This window comes from Streptococcus pseudoporcinus LQ 940-04 (genome assembly GCF_000188035.1).
Classification (GTDB): Bacteria; Bacillota; Bacilli; order Lactobacillales; family Streptococcaceae; genus Streptococcus; species Streptococcus pseudoporcinus.
In genome coordinates this window covers 681,581-695,970 of the sequence record NZ_AEUY02000005.1, presented here as the reverse complement: position 1 = coordinate 695,970, position 14,390 = coordinate 681,581, and the positions used below count along the sequence as shown (strand labels likewise).

15 protein-coding genes are annotated in these 14,390 nt (G+C 35.9%); 3 read left to right on the top strand and 12 right to left on the bottom strand.

All coding sequences use genetic code 11. The annotated features are described in order from the left end of the window. Nucleotides 1–63 precede the first annotated feature (63 nt). From mnmG to mnmA, 4 genes are all read right to left on the bottom strand, one after another. The gene (mnmG, locus tag STRPS_RS04775; protein ID WP_007891547.1) at nucleotides 64–1,965 is read right to left on the bottom strand and encodes a tRNA uridine-5-carboxymethylaminomethyl(34) synthesis enzyme MnmG; all 1,902 of its coding nucleotides are present in this window, start codon (nucleotides 1,963–1,965) and stop codon (nucleotides 64–66) included. Nucleotides 1,966–1,981: 16 nt separating this feature from the next. Then, the gene (locus STRPS_RS04770; RefSeq protein ID WP_007891640.1) at nucleotides 1,982–2,431 is read right to left on the bottom strand and encodes an NUDIX hydrolase; all 450 of its coding nucleotides are present in this window, start codon (nucleotides 2,429–2,431) and stop codon (nucleotides 1,982–1,984) included. 219 nt (nucleotides 2,432–2,650) lie between these two features. Continuing rightward, nucleotides 2,651–3,262, bottom strand: a complete 612-nt coding sequence (locus STRPS_RS04765; RefSeq protein ID WP_007891585.1) for a MarC family protein — start codon at nucleotides 3,260–3,262, stop codon at nucleotides 2,651–2,653. A 34-nt stretch (nucleotides 3,263–3,296) separates the two neighbouring features. After that, nucleotides 3,297–4,418, bottom strand: a complete 1,122-nt coding sequence (gene mnmA / locus STRPS_RS04760) for a tRNA 2-thiouridine(34) synthase MnmA (protein ID WP_007896478.1) — start codon at nucleotides 4,416–4,418, stop codon at nucleotides 3,297–3,299. A 207-nt stretch (nucleotides 4,419–4,625) separates the two neighbouring features. Here mnmA and sdaAB point away from each other — a divergent pair, with 207 nt between their 5' ends. Genes sdaAB through STRPS_RS04745 form a run of 3 tightly spaced genes read left to right on the top strand, consistent with a single transcriptional unit; the run spans nucleotide 4,626 to nucleotide 6,834 of the window. Then, nucleotides 4,626–5,297: an L-serine ammonia-lyase, iron-sulfur-dependent subunit beta gene (sdaAB, locus tag STRPS_RS04755; protein WP_007891639.1), complete on the top strand. Its 672-nt coding sequence runs from the start codon at nucleotides 4,626–4,628 to the stop codon at nucleotides 5,295–5,297. A gap of 12 nt (nucleotides 5,298–5,309) precedes the next feature. Beyond that, nucleotides 5,310–6,182: an L-serine ammonia-lyase, iron-sulfur-dependent, subunit alpha gene (gene sdaAA, locus STRPS_RS04750; RefSeq protein WP_007891609.1), complete on the top strand. Its 873-nt coding sequence runs from the start codon at nucleotides 5,310–5,312 to the stop codon at nucleotides 6,180–6,182. Between the two features lie 13 nt (nucleotides 6,183–6,195). Continuing rightward, entirely contained in the window at nucleotides 6,196–6,834 is a 639-nt protein-coding gene (locus STRPS_RS04745; RefSeq protein ID WP_007891596.1) for an HAD hydrolase-like protein, read from the top strand. 61 nt (nucleotides 6,835–6,895) lie between these two features. Here the strand turns inward: STRPS_RS04745 and STRPS_RS04740 are convergent, their stop codons facing one another. From STRPS_RS04740 to yfmF, 8 genes are all read right to left on the bottom strand, one after another. Beyond that, the gene (locus STRPS_RS04740; RefSeq protein WP_007891626.1) at nucleotides 6,896–7,537 is read right to left on the bottom strand and encodes a transglycosylase family protein; all 642 of its coding nucleotides are present in this window, start codon (nucleotides 7,535–7,537) and stop codon (nucleotides 6,896–6,898) included. Nucleotides 7,538–7,689: 152 nt separating this feature from the next. Then, nucleotides 7,690–8,490: an energy-coupling factor transporter transmembrane component T family protein gene (locus tag STRPS_RS04735; RefSeq protein ID WP_007891616.1), complete on the bottom strand. Its 801-nt coding sequence runs from the start codon at nucleotides 8,488–8,490 to the stop codon at nucleotides 7,690–7,692. After that, nucleotides 8,483–9,325: an energy-coupling factor ABC transporter ATP-binding protein gene (locus STRPS_RS04730; protein ID WP_007891631.1), complete on the bottom strand. Its 843-nt coding sequence runs from the start codon at nucleotides 9,323–9,325 to the stop codon at nucleotides 8,483–8,485. Before STRPS_RS04730 ends, STRPS_RS04735 begins: the two co-directional genes overlap by 8 nt. Further along, the gene (locus STRPS_RS04725) at nucleotides 9,301–10,140 is read right to left on the bottom strand and encodes an energy-coupling factor ABC transporter ATP-binding protein (protein WP_007891575.1); all 840 of its coding nucleotides are present in this window, start codon (nucleotides 10,138–10,140) and stop codon (nucleotides 9,301–9,303) included. Before STRPS_RS04725 ends, STRPS_RS04730 begins: the two co-directional genes overlap by 25 nt. 2 nt (nucleotides 10,141–10,142) lie before the next feature. Then, a complete protein-coding gene (pgsA, locus tag STRPS_RS04720) occupies nucleotides 10,143–10,685 on the bottom strand; it encodes a CDP-diacylglycerol--glycerol-3-phosphate 3-phosphatidyltransferase (RefSeq protein WP_007891606.1) in 543 nt (180 codons plus the stop codon). 15 nt (nucleotides 10,686–10,700) lie between these two features. Then, nucleotides 10,701–11,747 carry a helix-turn-helix domain-containing protein gene (locus tag STRPS_RS04715; RefSeq protein ID WP_037598916.1) on the bottom strand — a complete coding sequence of 349 codons (1,047 nt, stop codon included), beginning with the start codon at nucleotides 11,745–11,747 and terminating at the stop codon, nucleotides 10,701–10,703. Nucleotides 11,748–11,796: 49 nt separating this feature from the next. Then, a complete protein-coding gene (yfmH, locus tag STRPS_RS04710) occupies nucleotides 11,797–13,080 on the bottom strand; it encodes an EF-P 5-aminopentanol modification-associated protein YfmH (protein WP_007891583.1) in 1,284 nt (427 codons plus the stop codon). Beyond that, on the bottom strand, nucleotides 13,077–14,324 hold the full coding sequence (yfmF, locus tag STRPS_RS04705) for an EF-P 5-aminopentanol modification-associated protein YfmF (protein ID WP_007891573.1): 1,248 nt from the start codon (nucleotides 14,322–14,324) through the stop codon (nucleotides 13,077–13,079). Before yfmF ends, yfmH begins: the two co-directional genes overlap by 4 nt. Nucleotides 14,325–14,390 lie beyond the last annotated feature (66 nt).

Here is a 14,390-nt window from a genome sequence, read left to right as displayed (position 1 = left end):
ATATCACAAAAAAGCCCTGAAATACAGAGCTTTACCTATCTATTAAGGTTACATTTTTGTGACCTATTGTGTCTTTCTTCTTGCTTTGCCATTTCCTTCAATATAGACCATTAAGATAGATATATCGGCTGGGTTAACTCCCGAAATACGGCTAGCTTGACCAATTGTTTCTGGGTTAATTTTTTTAAATTTTTGACGCGCTTCCGTCGCTATAGAATCAATAGCATCCCAGTCAATATTCTTTGGAATTCGTTTTTCTTCCATTCGTTTCATTTTTGCAACTTGATCCAAAGCCTTATTGATGTAACCCTCATACTTGATTTCTGTTTCCAGTAATTCAATAACCTTAGTATCTAGATTTTCATCAGCAGAACCGATAAATGAAATAGCAGTAGCATAATCAATTTCTGGACGGCGCATAAATTCTTTAGCTGTCATAGCATCAGTTAAAGGCTTGAACCCTAATGCTTCTACTTTTTCATTGGTCTCTCGAATAGGTTTTAGTTTGATACTGTCGAGACGTCTTAATTCTTTCTCAAATTGTTTCTTCTTAGCTTCAAAAGCGCTCCATCTTTCATTATCAACAAGTCCAATTTGACGACCAATTTCTGTTAATCGCATATCTGCATTATCATGACGTAAAATCAACCGATACTCCGCACGAGAAGTCAAAAGACGGTACGGTTCGAGCGTTCCTTTTGTCACCAAATCGTCAATCATAACCCCAATGTAGGCATCACTTCTTTTAAGAATGAGTTCCGGTTTACCTTGTACCTTAAGAGCAGCATTGATTCCAGCTATAATCCCTTGCCCGGCAGCCTCTTCGTAACCAGATGTCCCATTAGTTTGGCCAGCTGTGAATAGGCCAGAAATAACTTTGGTTTCAAGCGTTGCACGCAATTGATGGGGGAGAACAATATCATATTCAATGGCATATCCTGTCCGCATCATTTCAGCATTTTCTAAACCTTTAATCGAGTGCAATAACTCTTTTTGGACATCTTCAGGTAAACTTGTTGAAAGTCCTTGAACATAGACTTCTTCTGTATGACGGCCTTCAGGTTCCAAGAATAACTGATGTCTCTCTTTATCAGCGAAACGGACAATTTTATCCTCAATTGATGGACAATAGCGAGGTCCAACACCTTTTACAATCCCTGAAAACATTGGCGCACGATAAAGGTTTTTATTAATAATATCGTGACTATTCTGGTTAGTATACGTTAACCAACAGGGAACTTGATCCTTCAAATAATCCTCATCTTTAGACATGAATGAGAAGTGGTTTGGCTTATCATCACCAGGCTGAATTTCTGTTTCTGAATAATCAATTGACGACGCTTTAACACGTGGGGGGGTTCCTGTTTTGAAACGGCCAATTTCTAAGCCTAGCTTTTTTAAATTGTCGGCTAAAGTAACAGAAGCCAAACTATTATTAGGTCCAGAAGAATATTTTAAATCACCTAAAATAATCTCTCCCCTTAAAGCTGTTCCAGTCGTTACGACAACTGCTTTAGCAGAAAATTTCTGACCAGTAGCTGTCAAAACACCGACCACTTGTCCATCTTCCACCAAAATATCATCAATCATACTCTGACGGAGGGTCAAATTCTCTTGGTTTTCAACGGTATGTTTCATTTCCCTAGCATACAAAGCCTTATCAGCTTGAGCACGAAGGGCACGAACTGCCGGTCCTTTTCCAGTATTCAGCATTTTCATTTGAATATAGGTTTTATCAATATTCTTACCCATCTCGCCACCAAGGGCATCAATTTCACGGACAACAATCCCTTTTGCTGACCCTCCAATTGATGGATTACAAGGCATAAAAGCAAGCATATCTAAGTTAATAGTGGCAAGTAAGGTTTTACAACCCATACGAGCTGTAGCTAAACTAGCTTCAACACCAGCGTGACCCGCTCCTACAACAATGACGTCATAAGATTCTGTAAATTCATGTACCATTTAAATTCCTCTTTTTTTACTGATTGATGATATGTTTTAATTGTCCGTCCCAATTCGGCAACTTATCTTTTAAAAACTCTGGAACTAAATCAATTTCTGACAGTCTATTGATGTCTATCCATTCACAAAGTTGAATTTTAGTTCCTTCTTGCAGGTGTAAATCAGGCTCCTGTGATGGTGCAACCATATAATGAAATTCAATATTATGCCAATAAATCCCCTCATCCCAGAAATGATTCTCTACGATGAATGCTAACTTTTCTACTATAATTTCTATACCAAGCTCTTCCATCGTTTCACGTGAAACAGCTGTTTCAGTCCTTTCTCCGACATGAACGGCTCCTCCAATTGGATAATAACGGTCCTTGCTATCCCTTGTTAAAAATATCTGACCATTCCTAACGAGGATAGCTGTCGCTCTGACTGAACTTATTGTCTGTGCTTTAGTAAATCTAAAATCATTCATTGACACCCTCACTTAAGTATTACATAAAGAAAAATAGCCAAAACCCGCGAAAATTGTACACAAAAAGGCTTACAATTTCCATGAGCTTTGACCATCACAGTTTTTCTAAATTTATTTTAGCAAATAGATCTTAAAAGTCAATAAGGAGGGGTTCCTCTCTGTGCATTCCTTAATAGAAGCTTTACATATTTGTCAAGTCATATCAAGATCTTGTAAATGCTAAATATGAAAAGCTCCTCTGATTCCTATAACTAGCATCTGAATACCAATTGTTGTTAAAATTAATCCCATCAAACGTGTAATCACGCTCATCACATTTTTTCCTAACACTTGTGAAATGGTTTTAGCACTAATTAGTAAACTATAAGTAATTAAGCAAAGGATAAAAAATGACGTCAAGGTTATTAATTGATTTTCAAAGCTTCCTTGAGAGAGGGTGATGGCGGTTGCAATGGTTCCTGGGCCAGCAAATAGAGGCATGGCTAAAGGAGAAATAGCAATATCCATAGGGTTGGTTTTTTCATTTGCACCAAGATGATTTGTTAAAGGAGCATGAATACCATTAATCATGTGATAGCCAGTTAAAGCCACTAAAATACCACCAGCAATTCTTAAAGAGTGAATCGTAATTCCAAAAATTTGAAAAATATAGTGTCCACTAAAAGTAACGACCAAAATAATAATAAAAGCAATTATTAAACTATTCTTTGCAACAGCTTTTGAAATTTTTTGATCATCATCTGCCACTAAAGCCATGTAGGCTGGTAAATTTGAAATGGGATTCATTATCGCAAAAAACGCCATAAAAGTAAGTGTAAATTTACTAATCATTTTTTCCTCTTATCAGTTGACAATTTTGTAACGTTTAAATATATTGACAGACAAGACCATCTTTATAGGCTTGGTCAATAATACCACCGCCTAGACACTCTTGGTTATCATAGAAAACTACTGCTTGTCCAGGTGTAATGGCACGCTGAGGCTCAGCAAAAAGAACTTTTGCTTTATCTCCCGACACCTTTACACTTACTTTACAGTCTGGTTGACTGTACCTGAATTTAGCAGTGCATTCTAGTGTGAACTCCTTTGGCATGTCATGTGTGAAATGAACCATAGAAGCATCTAATGATGTTGACATTAATGATTCATGATAAAAGCCTTGTCCAACATATAAAACATTTTGACTAAGGTCTTTACCAACAACAAACCAAGGTTGATTGTCACCTCCATGTTGTCCTCCGATACCAAGGCCACCTCTTTGGCCGATTGTATAATACATTAGGCCTGCATGCTCTCCCATATCACGACCATCAACGGTCTTCATTCTTCCCTTCTGAGCTGGTAAATATTGACTTAAAAATTGTTTGAAGTTCTTCTCGCCAATAAAGCATATGCCAGTCGAGTCCTTCTTCTTAGCAGTTGCTAAATCCGCACGCGCAGCAATTTCCCTAACCTGAGATTTTTGTAAGTGACCTAACGGGAATAACGTTTTTTGTAATTGCTCTTGGGATAATTGACTAAGAAAATAGGTTTGGTCTTTTCCATTATCCACTCCCCTTAGCATATGAACTCTGCCATCTGAATCACGTTCTACTTGTGCATAATGTCCAGTAGCTACATAATCTGCTCCTAAATTTAGAGCGTAATCAAGGAAAGCTTTAAATTTTATTTCCTTATTACACATAACATCAGGGTTGGGGGTTCGTCCTGCACGGTACTCTGCCAAAAAGTATTCAAATACTCGATCCCAATACTCTTTCTCAAAATTGACGGAGTAATAAGGAATGCCAATCTGGTCAGCTACTGCTGCCACATCCTTATAATCCTCTGTTGCTGTACAGACGCCAAATTCATCTGTATCATCCCAATTTTTCATAAAAACGCCGATCACATCATAACCCTGCTCTTTTAATAAAAGAGCCGTTACTGATGAATCGACACCGCCACTCATGCCGACTACGACACGCGTTTTTGACTTATCTGTCATATATAGTCTCCCATCTTTTCGTTTAACGTACGATTGAAGGTCGTCGTTTCCAAAAGTCGATTTGAAGGTCGATTTTGAAGCGTCTCTGACGCACTGACTATTATAACAAGAATTCAGCCGAAATCAACTACTTAATAGTCGCAAAAATTAAGACAAGTTATCCACTAGTTTGTTATAATAAAACTACAGTAAAATTTGGGAGTAACTATGAAAACACAAAAATTTCAATCTGTTTTTGATATTATTGGACCTGTGATGATTGGACCATCCAGTAGTCATACCGCAGGAGCTGTCAGAATCGGTAAAGTCGTCCATTCTATTTTTGGTGAGACTCCTGATGAAGTCACATTCCATCTTTATAATTCTTTTGCCAAAACCTATCAGGGACATGGAACCGATAAAGCCTTAGTCGCTGGTATTCTTGGCATGGATACTGATAACCCTGATATTAAAAATTCCTTGGAAATTGCCCATCAAAGAGGAATCCGTATTTATTGGGATATTTTAAAAGATAGCAATGCTCCTCACCCAAATACTGTTAAAATAGCGGTCAAAAAGAAAGACAAATCGATGAGTATTACTGGAGTTTCCATTGGTGGTGGTAATATACAGGTAACCGAGTTAAATGGTTTTTCAGTTTCTCTAACAATGAATACACCAACCCTTATTATCGTTCATCAAGATATTCCAGGTATGATTGCTAAAGTTACTGATATTTTATCGGAATATGAGATCAATATTGCACAGATGAATGTTACTCGTGAAAGCGCTGGTGAAAAGGCTATAATGATTATCGAAGTTGATACCCATGACTGTCAAGATGCTGTCAATAAAATTGCAACTATTCCACATTTACATAATGTCAACTTCTTTGACTAGAAAGATTATCACATGTTTTATACAATCGAAGAACTTGTTAAACAAGCTAATGAAAAATATGACGGCAACGTTGCAGAATTGATGATAGCAACAGAAATTGAAATGACTGGTCGATCCCGTGATGAGATTCGTGTGATTATGGGGCGGAATTTAGAAGTTATGAAAGAATCTGTTGTGAATGGTTTAACTCCTAGTAAATCTATAAGTGGCTTAACTGGTGGAGATGCATTAAAAATGGACACCTACATCAAATCTGGTACAACGCTTGCTGATGTAACAGTCCTTACTGCTGTTCGGAATGCCATGGCAGTTAACGAACTAAATGCTAAAATGGGACTTGTCTGTGCAACTCCTACTGCTGGGTCTGCGGGGTGCTTGCCTGCTGTCTTAGCGACTGCCATTGATAAACTGAAATTAAATGAAGAAGAACAACTTGACTTTCTCTTTACAGCTGGTGCTTTCGGATTAGTTATTGGAAACAATGCCTCTATTTCGGGTGCAGAGGGAGGTTGTCAAGCTGAAGTTGGTTCTGCATCTGCAATGAGTGCTGCAGCAATGGTTAAAGCTGCAGGAGGTACTGCCTTCCAAGCCAGTCAAGCCGTTGCCTTTGTTATTAAGAATATGCTAGGTCTAATTTGTGACCCGGTGGCTGGACTTGTTGAAGTGCCTTGTGTTAAAAGGAACGCTTTAGGTGCAAGCTTTGCAATTATAGCAGCTGATATGGCATTAGCAGGAATCCAATCACAGATACCTGTTGACGAAGTTATTGATGCTATGTATCAGGTTGGCTCAGCTTTACCAACTGCTTTCAGAGAGACTGCTGAAGGAGGCCTTGCAGCAACTCCAACTGGCCGTCATTACAGTAAAAAAATTTTCGGTGACTAATTAAGGTGATAGAGTGAAAAATATATTATTTGATTTAGATGGCACTTTAGTTGACTCCAGTAAAGGGATCATAAATGCCTTTACATATACCTTTACAAATATTAATTTAGAAGTTCCTGATGTAAACCTCTTGTCAACATACATTGGCCCTCCTCTAGAAACAACTTTTTCGAGTTATTTTTCCAACCAAGAAGACATTGACCTTGCCATTGGACATTTTCGAAAATACTATCAGGACCTTGGTGTCTACCAAGTTATAATGTATGAGGGCATAGAAGAAATGTTAGCCCAGCTTACCAATTCTGGTTATCATTTGTTTGTCACCACCAGCAAGCATGAATCTATGGCTTTACACATGCTTGAGGAACTTGGAATTCAAACCTACTTTTCTGGCATTTATGGTTCATTACCTGATAGATTCATAAAAGCAGACGTCATAAAAGCATGTTTAGAACAAGAAAATATTTCAGCAAGTGAGTCACTTATCATTGGAGATACACCCTTTGATATTATTGGCGGAAAATCTGCCGGTATTACAACCCTAGGAATAACATGGGGCTTTGGATCTGAAATTGATTTAGTAAAGGCTGGTGCTGACTACATCAATCATACACCAAGTCAAATTGCTGAAACTATAGAAAAAATGAGTTAGTTTCCACTGCAAAAAAGCATAAGTTAGTCATTCTAACTTATGCTTTTTTAGTTAATTTATTCTAATAACCCCAAGCAGACAAACCTTGAGCGCGGTAAGCTCGAGTAGCTGCATTAATCTGGTCTTCAACCGTTGCAGTTGATCCCCATCCTGGCATAGTTTGGAATAGACCTGAAGCCCCTGAAGGATTTGACGCATTTGGATTACCGTTTGACTCACGAGCAATAATAGCCTCCCAAGTTGCTTGTGGAACACCCGTAGCTGCTGCCATTTGAGCTGCTGCCTGGCTTCCAATCACACCTGCACTATTACCATTTGCCTGATAAACACTAGTAGGTGAAGCATATTGTTGCACTGTGGCTTCTTGTGTTTGAACTACTGGGCTAACCTCTTGTGCAGGAGTCTCAACTACCTCTGCTACCGGTTCAGTAGCTGAACTTTCTGAAGTTACTGCTTCTGATTGACTCCTTGAACTTGATTGACTTGAAGACGATGAGTCACTTGTTTTTTCTTTTTTTACTTCTCTATTCCTTGAAGCTAGTTTTGATTCTTTTTTGATAACTTTAGTTTCTGGTTTTTTTACAAAAGATTCCGTGTCAACACTTCTACTTGAAAATGCAAAGACAAGAGCAACTAAAGAAATTGCAAATGCAAAGACTCCAAAACTAACGTATCGTTTTTTAAAATTCTCATTTTTAAACATTTAATACACCTCTTTTTTTCTCCAAGTATCATACTAACCTAAGTTTGTTACTTATCTATAGAAGTTATATTAAAAATATTACAATAGTATTGATTTTATAAGAAGTTCAGAACTTTTAGCATACTTGGTAAGCTCGACTACTAGATGTAGAATTAAATAGGGCTTTTTAGGTAATATAAAACTAAACCTAGAATAAGCATTCCAATTACCACACAAGTATCACCCAATTTCCATTCTAATAATCTAAACTTACTCCTATTATTACCACCTTTGTATCCTCTTGATTCCATCGCAATAGCTAAAGCATCTGCACGTTTGAAGCTTGAAGCAAAAAGTGGGATTAATATAGGGATGATTGATTTTACTTTTTGGACCAGAGTTCCTTCACCAAAATCAACCCCTCTTGCTTTTTGAGCGTTCATAATTAAGATGGTATCATCCATCAAAGTTGGTACAAATCTTAGACTTAAGGAGAGCATTAAACCAATTTCATGTGCGGGAACTTTCACTAATCTAAATGGCTTAAGTAAGGACTCTACTGCATCAGATAAGCTTAATGGAGTGGTTGTTAATGTCAGTAGAGTTGAAAAAAAGATAATCAAGATAAATCTCATAAAGATTAGCAAAGCTTGGCTTAAGCCATGACTTGTTATTTTAATAATCCAAAAATCTACTAATACTTGACCACCTTTTGTAAAGAATACTTGAAACATGGTAGTAAATAAAATAATACCAATCATGGGTTTTAAACCATTCAAAAAAAATGAAATCTTCACTTGAGAGAGAATAACAACTAACATGGTCAATCCAAACATAATTGCATTTGTTACCAGGTTATTTGCCCAAAAAATAATAACAATATAAATCATCATTGCAATTAATTTACTTCTTGGATCAAGGCGATGTATTACAGAGTCACCTGGTATGTAACGACCCAAAATAAGTTTATCCATGTTTCAGCATCTCCCTTAATTCTTCTAAAGTAATTGGTAGTCTTGAAAATTGGAAACCCTTTTTTTCTAAATGATAAGCAAACCTAGTAATTTTTGGAACACCTAGTTGCTTTTCTTCTAATAATTCTACTCTTTGAAAAATATCATTTGGTTTTCCAGATAAAATAACCTTTCCTTTTTCAAGAACATATACCTTATCTGCATAGTTGGCAACATCATCCATCAAATGAGTCACCAAAACAATTGTCATCCCTGACTTGTGTAATTTTTTAAATAGGGTCATCAATTCTCTACGGCCTTTAGGATCAAGACCTGCTGTTGGTTCATCTAAAACTAAGATACTTGGCTCCATCGCTAGAATTCCTGCAATAGCTACGCGGCGCATTTGACCGCCAGAGAGTTCAAAAGGATTCTTTTCAAATAGGGTCTCTGAAATACCAACCAAAGCTAGCTTTTCACGCGCTAACTTTTCAGCATCTTCTTTTGTGACACCAAAATTTTGGGGGCCGAAAGCAACATCTTTTAATACAGTTTCTTCAAAAAGTTGACTTTCAGGAAACTGAAAAACAAGTCCAACTTCTTTACGAATAAGTTTAATATCCTTATTTTTTGATTGACTCGTAATCGCTTTTCCACCAACATTCACAATTCCAGAAGTAGGTGTTAACAGGCCATTTAATAATTGCATTATAGTTGATTTTCCAGAACCCGTGTGCCCAATGAAAGCAGTATAGGAAGCATCCTCAATTTCAAGGTTAATGTCAAAAAGGGCACGCCCTTCAAAGGGTGTCCCTGCCTGATAAGTAAAACTCACATTTTGGAAATTAATTGCCATAACTGATTTTCTAATTCCTTCTCTGTTAGATAATCTTTGTCTAGATCATATCCATCGTCTATTAAAGCCTTTGCTAGGGTACTTGTAAACGGAATATCTAGACCTAAATCTAATAATTCTTCCCCCCGAGAAAAGAGTTCTTTTGGAGTTGAACTAGACTCGACTTGTCCATTTTTCATTACTAATACACGATCACTTAGCGCAACTTCATCCAAATCATGAGTAATTGAAATAACTGTTAATTGATAATCTTTTCTGATTGATTGTATAGTCTTGATTAATTCCATACGACCTTTAGGATCTAACATACTAGTAGATTCATCCAAAACAATAATCATAGGTCTCATCGCAATTGCACCAGCAATTGCAACCCGCTGTTTTTGACCTCCAGATAGTCGTGCAGGTTCTCGTGTCTTAAATTCTGACATTCCCACAAGTTTTAATGCTTGGTCAACTCGTTCAACCATCTCCTCATGCGGAACACCTTTATTTTCTAATCCAAAGGCAACGTCATCTTCTACAGTAGCTCCAACGAATTGGTTATCTGGATTTTGAAAAACCATCCCTATTTTTTCTCTGATTTCCCAAACATTAGATTCTGTCAAATCGTCACCGTCCACTCGAATAGAACCTGACTCAGCTACAAGTAGCCCATTTAACAACCTAACAGATGTAGATTTTCCAGAACCATTGTGCCCAATAATTGATAACCATTCTCCTCGTTTCACGTGAAACGACACATTATTTAAAGTATAATTTTCCTGGTTTTCTTGGTATTTAAATTTAATATTTTTAACTTCAATTATGTTCGACATCGTTACTTAATGGTATCCTTAAAAAGAAAACCGGCTCCCTTAAAGTAATCATAACCTGAATAAATTGTGAAAAACAAAGCAATATAGAGGAGAATTGTTCCCACAACTGACAAATGACAAAATAAGAAAATAATTGAAAGCATTTGCGAAACCGTTTTGATTTTTCCTGGCATTGCTGCGGCTAAAACTTCACCACCTGATTCAACTAACAGAAGACGCAAGCCTGTTACAGCCAACTCTCGACAAATGATAATAGCCGAAATCCACGCTGGTGCTAAGCCTGCCCCAACCAACATAATGAAGGCACTCATGACAAGCATTTTATCAGCAAGTGGGTCAGCAAATTTACCAAAATTCGTTACGACATGCCATTTCCTTGCAAGATAGCCATCAAGGTAATCAGTAAAACTAGCAATTGCAAAAATAACTGCTGCGACAATATGCCAAGTAAGAGATTGTGAAAGAGTTGTGACGATTAAGAAAAGAGGAATCATCACAATTCTAATTGCAGTTAGTAAATTAGGAATATTTTCTTTTTTTATCATTATTTTTCCTTAAAATTATTGAATTTTTAGCGTGATATAACTAATATCATTACTTGTCATAGGAGTTAGGTCTAACTTTTGCCCATCAACAGTGACTGAGACCCCTTCTCTAACACCAAGCATTAAGAGCGACTCCTTAGTATCAGCAGGTAAGGTAGTTGTGTAAGTGGGTGATTCTTGAGTAAGTGTTGTGCCAGCTTCACCAATATCTGAATGTGATAATGCAATCCAAGCACTTTCAGCGCCGGCTAATGAGACCGAAACTTCAACAGTATCTTTTGCTTTCTGAATATCAGCTACTAAATAATTATCTTGCCCTTCTGTCTTAATAACAGTTTTCTTTTCACTACTACTTGGTTGACTTGATACCTCAGGAGTCTTAGAACTTGAAGTCTTGTTTTCATTTTTTTTAAATAAAATACTCTTTGCCTTATCAAGAGTAAGATTGTTTTCTTTTGAAAATTGCTGCCAGACAGCAAAGAAAACAAAAGCAAACACAGCTAAAGCAATAACAGTCAACAAGATTATCGAAAAAATAGATTTGGATTTTTTATGATCATCTTGATAACGGCTTAAACGTGAAGTATCTCTATCTCTATGATTATCTGCCAATAAACTATCACGTTTTTTTTCTTTCGTATTATCAACTAAAGCATTCGCCTCAACATCTGGTTCCTTTTCCTTAAAATCCAATTCTTTACTAGCTAAAACATCTGGTTCAGACACTCTTGCTTCAGTTTTTAGAGGAAAAACGAATGGCTCTTGTCTTTGACTTAATTTTTCTTCAACCCGCTGAGTAATACTAGGTTCTTCATTATACTGAGTATTTGCTATTTGGTCCAGATACATTTTCTTTATCATTCCAAAGTCCAACGAGACCATCTTAGCATATTGACTAAAGAAGGAGTCAATTTTATCTTCTGGAATAATTTTAAACTGATCCAGTTCCATAGCTAATAAGTAATGAGAAGATATCCCAGTTTTATCTTCAATCTCATCCAAAGTAACTTTTCTATTAACTCGCGATTCTCTCAGGAACTCGCCTAAAGTTTGATTTCTCATACAGGTACCTCAATACTAAAATATTACTTCCATTATATCAAAATATATGCTATTTAGGAAAGACAGTAAAATCGGAGATTTCCGCAGACTCAAAAAAATCGTGACCAATAAGTAATATCTCTTCAAAATTAATTTTTTCGATGATTTGAGGAATATCCATATAAGAATCCTGAGCAGATAAATAAAGGTTAAATTGACTTACAAATTGATCCATAAAATCTAAGCTTTGCACAAAATCACCAAACATTTCTTTCTTTAAAAGTGTTAGATGATCTTGGTTAATATCCTTTGATTTCATAAAGTCTTTGATTTTTCTTCTAATATTACTAGACATCGCAATAGGTTCATTGGTATCCAAGGTTATCAAAATAAAGGAGAAATCTGCTTGTATTTCGATTTCGATATCAAACGAGTCATCTATTTTCCCATCATCGTACCAAGTCTGGTAAGTTTTTGATGTCCATCCAAATAACAGAGATAAAAGTAAACGCAAGCCAACTTTATATTCCAATAATGAAATACCTTTAGGAAGTTTTTTTCCTCTAAAGCCAACTGCTAATTTAGGAGTTGAAACGTCCATACTGATAGAACCTGTCTTTACTACTGAATGATAGGGTAAAGGGGAAATAGTCGGCTTAGCAGGTTTTCGTCTCTTTAAACGATCTTGACAATTTTCAATTGACTTAAAGGTTTCTTCAACGTTAATGTCCCCTACCACGATAAGTGTCATATTTGATGGGTGATAAAAGTGTTTATAATTTTTTTCTAAATCAGTAACCGTGATAGCTTCAATTGATTGTCGACTTCCAGCAATATCTCTTGATAGATAGGTATCTGGAAAAAGATTCTGTAGAATGCCAATATAAGACTGATAATCAGGATCGTCCATATACATATCAATCTCTTGAGCAATAATCTTTTTCTCTCTTTCGACCGATGCTTCTGTAAAATGTGCAGACATAACAAATTCTTGAAGCAAGGTTAATGACTCCATAAAGTGATTGCTAGCAGAAATAAAGTAAGAGGTTTTATCAAAGGTTGTAAAGGCATTTACTTCTGTCCCAAATTGTGTAAAGCGTTGTGAGACATCTTGTCCTCTTTCATCCTCAAAAACTTTATGTTCTAAAAAATGGGCTAGTCCTTCAGGGTAAGTATAATCTCTGTTTCTTACTGTAAAGGCATTGTCAAGAGAGCCATAATGAACTGTCAACATTGCCGTTTTTTCCGTAAACATGGGTTTTGGGATAAAAAAGACTTGAAATCCATTTTTGAATTCTACTTGGTAAACACTTTCACTTACTCTGGAATAGGTTATTTTATTTAACTGTGTCACTTATTACCCTCCAAAAAGTATACTGATTGTAATTTTAGTTTGTTAGCTGCTTTGATAATATCCATTTTCTTTACAGCTCTTATTCCGCTCAACCAATTTTCCAATGTAAACTCAGGTGTCACATAAGACTTTATATATGAACTGTCAACTAAAGCTTTACAATAATCTTCTGATTGCTTTCCATTTGTCTGTAGCATTATCTTAGTTTTTTCAACTAAGTGACTAGAAAATCTTCCCATTTTGATATCATTCATTTCTTTGACAATTAGTTGCAAAGCTCGCGCTTTATCTTCTTTATTAATACCCGCAAAAATTTCTAAAAGGCCTGTATACCTGTCTAAGTTACTACCAATACTGTAAGCAATACCTTCCTTTTCTCTTACTTTGGTAAATAATAAAGAATGAGCGTAAGATCCTAGTAAACCATTTAAAACTAATAAAGCATAATAATCTTCTTTAAACGCTTCAACTGGGAAATAATAAGCTAACTCTAAAATAGATTGATTTAACAATTTATTTTCAATTTTTTCTGAAACAACATTGTCATATTCCTGATGATAATAATATGATAGTTTCTTTTGACGACCTTCAAATGGAAATTGATGGAAAAGTTGAACCACTTTGTAATCATCAAATTCACCTAAAATATAAATATCAATCTGGTCTTCCAACAACATTTTATGAAATTCTTGATAGCTGGTGTATGCTGTTTCTCTGTCAACCAATTCCACAGATCCATATTTTGAGATTTGTAAATCTTGATTATGATAGAAGAGCTTTTTTAATTGTAAAGAGCTATAATAAAAAGAATCTTCTTTATCAGACTCAAGGTAATTCATTAAGTTAGACTTTTCAACTTCAAAAACTTTTGGTTGATATTGAGCAATTGAAAGTAAAGGCGAAAAAAGAATTCCTTTAAGTAAAAGAATAATTTCTTCCAATAGCTTTTCCCCTTGAAAACTATACTTGTCCTGAATAAATGTGATGTCAATATCAACAATGTGCACTTTACCTTTAACAGACACCTCTGTTGATAAACTTGCACCATACAACTCAGCTAATCTTTCTCTAAAAAGCTTAGCAGTGGGATAGTCATCATTAGCTGTTGCCAACATTTGGGCAACTAAGACTCTCTTTGCGACTAATTTCTGATTAAAGTCACCAGAAAATCTTAAAGTAATGTGATTAGTTTTAAATTTCTCTGTTTTTATAAGATGTAATTGGACACCTTCAACGATTTTCATAGTTCTTCCTTACTCATTTGACTAGTTCCTTAAATTATACCATTTTTAAACCAATTGATTTAAGAG